Annotated in this window: 8 protein-coding genes; all 8 read right to left on the bottom strand. The window is 42.1% G+C overall.

Annotated elements, in window-relative coordinates:
* Positions 1-19: 19 nt before the first annotated feature.
* The gene (locus ACMZ6Z_RS08920; protein WP_044767985.1) at positions 20-472 is read right to left on the bottom strand and encodes a hypothetical protein; all 453 of its coding nucleotides are present in this window, start codon (positions 470-472) and stop codon (positions 20-22) included.
* 10 nt (positions 473-482) lie between these two features.
* Entirely contained in the window at positions 483-983 is a 501-nt protein-coding gene (locus ACMZ6Z_RS08915; protein ID WP_416132191.1) for a DNA/RNA non-specific endonuclease, read from the bottom strand.
* Positions 984-1,209: 226 nt separating this feature from the next.
* Positions 1,210-2,448 carry a pre-toxin TG domain-containing protein gene (locus tag ACMZ6Z_RS08910; RefSeq protein ID WP_416132190.1) on the bottom strand — a complete coding sequence of 413 codons (1,239 nt, stop codon included), beginning with the start codon at positions 2,446-2,448 and terminating at the stop codon, positions 1,210-1,212.
* On the bottom strand, positions 2,448-2,846 hold the full coding sequence (locus ACMZ6Z_RS08905) for a hypothetical protein (RefSeq protein WP_416132189.1): 399 nt from the start codon (positions 2,844-2,846) through the stop codon (positions 2,448-2,450). Before ACMZ6Z_RS08905 ends, ACMZ6Z_RS08910 begins: the two co-directional genes overlap by 1 nt.
* Entirely contained in the window at positions 2,846-3,535 is a 690-nt protein-coding gene (locus tag ACMZ6Z_RS08900) for a DUF5081 family protein (protein ID WP_416132188.1), read from the bottom strand. Before ACMZ6Z_RS08900 ends, ACMZ6Z_RS08905 begins: the two co-directional genes overlap by 1 nt.
* A 3-nt stretch (positions 3,536-3,538) precedes the next feature.
* A complete protein-coding gene (locus ACMZ6Z_RS08895) occupies positions 3,539-3,835 on the bottom strand; it encodes a WXG100 family type VII secretion target (protein WP_416132187.1) in 297 nt (98 codons plus the stop codon).
* A gap of 3 nt (positions 3,836-3,838) precedes the next feature.
* Positions 3,839-4,246, bottom strand: coding sequence for a hypothetical protein (locus tag ACMZ6Z_RS08890; RefSeq protein ID WP_416132186.1), 408 nt, complete (start codon positions 4,244-4,246; stop codon positions 3,839-3,841).
* A 12-nt stretch (positions 4,247-4,258) separates the two neighbouring features.
* A partial coding sequence (locus ACMZ6Z_RS08885) for a hypothetical protein (RefSeq protein WP_416132185.1) occupies positions 4,259-4,644 on the bottom strand: 386 nt, incomplete at its 5' end.

Here is a 4,644-nt window from a genome sequence, read left to right as displayed (position 1 = left end):
GAGATACTATGGTTATGACTTATCTATTCTCAATCTCGGCTTTGACTTCTTCATACCATTGATTAAAAATATCAAATGAAGTTAAAGTATCAGAATTTGAATAAAATAGGTCATAAGAGTAATCTGCATGAACCTTATTATTTACATTATCATAAATAAGTTTGATTTGGGTTGGCATGGATCTGCTGTACTTTTTACAAATTTTTTCAACCTCTTTTAAATCTTCGGTTCCAATTTTTAAAACATCAAAAATTAAATCATTGTTAGCTTTAACTCCATTTAGAGTCGCAAGTTGACGCATAGTCATCACTTCGCCATTTATGCTATAAAAAATATTAAAACTATATAAAGAATTCTCGTGTGAAGCGTATAGATATATTTTCTCAACATCACTACTCAACCTTTCGGCATACTCCAGTGATAAAGTAATCATATCTTTCTGCTTCTCTGTAAATTTATCCTCAAAAGTCATTGCTATTTTCCTATCTTAGATTTGATATACTTTCAAAAAAATCAACGCTATCAATACTATAAAAAACCTCAAAACTACTTGGTCTCAAACTGTCACCCACATGGTTAACTTTTACATTTACTGAAACTTTTTTCCCCTCTTCGAGGGCTTTTGCCCACTGGTTTTCTAGTTTCTTGTAATCACTTAAATTCACTTCACTTAACTGAGAAACAAGGTTGTCAATTTCAGGCGAACCACCAAAACGGTCTCCAGCCAAATGTCCAGCATGGTCTCCCTTCAATTTACCTGGAGTGTTCGCGTCGTGTGGTAAACGATTTTCTCTGTTTGTTCGCTGAAGCTCTGGGGCATCCCATTCCGCTAGTCGTCCTACATCATCAGTTTGATAGACGTACTCGTATTCACCTGTTTGATAACGAACATTAGGTTTTAAGTTACCGAAATCATCAAAATGAGAGCCATCTCGAATAATATCATCGATAAACCTATCTGTATTGCTGGACAAGCGATTCATAGAAGACCCCACCTCATCCACACTGTCGCTCAAACTCTTGGCAAAGGCTTGGAGGTTATCGGCTACTCCAGATAAACGACCCGGTGGAGGTGTTGGTATAGCTCCGCTGACTAGCTGGGGCTCAAATCCAATGTTATAGTGGATTGAAAATAGATTAGGACAAAGTATAGAATAGCTAACATTATTAGCGTTTATCAAAATGATTCATCGATGTCCTGATCTTAATTCAAATAACTATATTAAGACTAAAATTCTGCGCTGCAGTGCTGAGTGTCTCATCCGCATGACGAAGTTTACCAGCAACATTGTCAGCTAGTGATGATACCTTATTAGTCACTAAATTGTCAAGTTGTTTCCCAAAATCATCGATTTTAGTCACAACCTTCTTCCCAAAGTCATCCACGTTCTTAAGAACAACCTTGAAGTTATCCACATTCTTAGCCGCCTGCTCCATACCTTCCTTGAAGCTGGTTTTAAGGCTTGCCTTGATGCCTGCCAAGCCTGCTACCTTGCCTGTCTTGGCCAAATCATTGAGGTAACCAACACCTGGTATTAAGTCAAATAAGGTAAAGGCCCCACGCATGAGACGCTCACCATCATCAAGCTCACGACCAGTCATCCAGTCCTTACCTGAAGCAGCTGAATACATGTCCGCTGCCGCCAAAGCAACGCCTGCCACAGCTCCTGCAGGAGGACAGAAAATACTCAAAATAACAACGCCAGCCGCTAAAAGAAGGTCTCGTTTCCCCTCAAAAGCTGCCTTCTCGTCATTGAGGGAATGATAAGTAAAGGCTCTAGTCTGATGACTGGCAAAGAGGTAATCCTCTTCGGTCAGCTTGCTCTCTTTATAGTCATCACTAGACTTGTAGGTCTTATACATGACTTGGAGGCGGGTCTTATAAGGATTGTCAACCTGATAAAGTTCCTTGAGACCAACTTCTTTGGCCAAGACTTCCCGAGTACCCATGTACTGGCCAGCTTCGCTATAGATGACCTCAGTTTTCTTAAACCCAATCTGGTTGCTGGTTTTATAATCACTGATGTTCAGAGCTTCTAGCCGATCCCCAACCTTGTCCAGTTTTTCGTAGAAAGGCTGGTCAATCTTATCCTTCAGGTACTGTTGCACCTTACCGGCATAGGTTTCTAGAGCGGTCAGTTTGGACTGCAAGCTAATCGCCGTCACATGGTCATCATGGAAGTGAAGATTGCCAATAGCCCCGTCCACATCCAGCTCATTGATGGTCCGTTTGGCCTTCTCCGTAATCTCAACCAGGGACTTGATCCGATTCGCAAAGCCCTGACTACCACTACCACCAATACCACTATAGGAGGACATGGCTGGACCGCCCCAGCTGCTGTAACTGCCACCACTAAAACCACCACCGGAGCCAGCCTCAGTAACAGAGCCTAAAGCACCTTTCATTTTGCTCCACTTGTGAAGATGAAGCTCAACATTTTTAGTCATTAGCTTCCTCCTTCCTCTGGTGGGAACAACTGCCTCAAATTATCAGCCAATTGTCCACCGCCCTGCAAACTATCTCGGAAGTTCTGTGCCAGAACCTCATCTTGTTCCAGCCATTGATTCATCAGGTAGAAAACCTCACCATTGGCTCGACTGTACAAATCACCAACCTCATTGACCTTGTTAAGCATCTTAGCGTAATGTTCCATCGCCTTAGAAGCCTCACCACCCTCATAGTATTTGGTCTGGGACAAGGCTTGGAGCTTCGGTGCCAGACGCTGTTGAAAGGATAGCTCTATAGTAGTCAGATAACGCATAATCTCATGCATCTCATCGACATTCATAACAATCTGTTGACTGGATGCACCACCGCCATCATGATGAATTGATTCTTTACCCATCAGGCAAAATCCTCCTCTCTAAAGGGAATTCCTAACCAAGTGTAGCACCGTTCTAGAAAATAGTATTGACTAAACCGTTGTAACACTTGTTTAGACGTTTCAACCCCATACAACTGCCCATCAATCTCTCGGAATAACCAAGACACGACCAAATCATCCCGATGCTTTGACTCAAGCATCTGACGAAGCGGATAGTGCTGGATAACAACAGTGTCATCACCAGCTAGTGCCTCCTCGATTTCTGGAGAGAGAGCCTCTTCCTTGGTTAAGAAATCACCTTCATCCACCTGAGGCTCTCTTAGTAAAAGAGACGGTAATTTTTCTTGAAAGAAAGCTAACCGAGCAAGTGGACCTATCCGCAATAACTGATACCCTTCTTGGCCATCAAGTAACATAACCGATTCTCCTTGATTACCCGTAAGCATAACATAAGCATTATTAACAACAGTTAGAGAATAACCTGTGCAATAATCCTTCAAGGTTTCCACAACCACAAATCCAGCCTTAGTTAAGGCATCATCGTCTCCAACAAGGCCTTTAGCCTTTAAGGACTCATGGGCAATCTCCCAAACAGCTTCTGACGGGAGGGAAAGCTCCTCTAACTCTGGCAGACCAAGCAAGGTATCGCCATCAAAGGCTCCAATGAGGTAGTAAAGCTCATAGATTGAAAAATAATCTGTTCCTGCCATAACCTACCCCCTAATTGAGGCAACTTCCGATGAACTGTTATAGTCATCAATGGATTGCTTCAAGCTCGTTACCGCTGTCTCATGCTCTGTCATGATGCCAATCAAATCATTGTGATACTGATAGATAAGGTTCAAATAAGTCATAAAGGCATTTTTCGTTTGCCCACTCCACGCAGCTCCTTCCAAATAAGAGCGCAGTTCACCAACCGTTTGATACGAAGAAGCTAGCTCCTTATTGATATCTTTAGATAATTGCAAAGCTGTTTCGAGTTCCGAATAAGTTACTTTTAATTCTGCCATGAACTACCCCCGTTTCTTTTTCGCTGCTTCTTCAGCCTCACGACGGCGACGCTCTGCCTCTCGTCTACGCTCTTCAGCTTCCTGAATCGCTAAACGATGGTAATACTGATACCTACTGTAAGCCGCAGATACCGCCTCAGCTAATTTGGCCCCATCACTCGTCTGATGTGATTTGAGAAGCACAACCTTAGACCTCGCAGTTGATTCACTATCTGAAAAAACATCCTCTGGGATATAACTCGCTTCCATATTAGGGCGATTCGATAAATAAGTTTCAACACGCTGACTTAACTGTTTCTCTTTGCTATCAAAGTCTTGAGACAAGGACAACAGCTTATTATAAAGGCGTTGATACTGGTCTCTTTTTTGTTCTGTAGGTGTTCCACCACCAAACCAACCAAAAATAGACATAGATTTTCCTTTCTATACTTCCAGCAACTGGACAAATTCATAGCCATCTGGGTAAAGTAAATAGCCTTGGTTTGATTTCAGTGACGGTTCATTGTTAATATAAGGGTAACGAGTATGGTTCTGATCACTAATCCGTTGACCTAAGAACACTTGCCCCACCAAATGGACAATCATCTTAACGTAATTGTCATAAGTATTGTTAACCAAATCTTGAACTGTACCCACAAAAACAAGAATCACACCATAGGTCGCACCTTCTGAGATTAAAAGCTTAAAATCAGCATCACTCAGATTAGACGCTCTAGCTAACTCTGCTACGTCAGGGATAATGAGTAGCCACTTAGCATAAGATTGACCAGAATCAGTCATTCTCTTCTTCAAATCCTCAAGAATGGTCT

The organism is Streptococcus pluranimalium (assembly GCF_047785705.1).
In the GTDB taxonomy this organism is placed as follows: Bacteria; Bacillota; Bacilli; order Lactobacillales; family Streptococcaceae; genus Streptococcus; species Streptococcus pluranimalium_A.
This window is presented reverse-complemented; position numbering and strand designations above follow the sequence as displayed.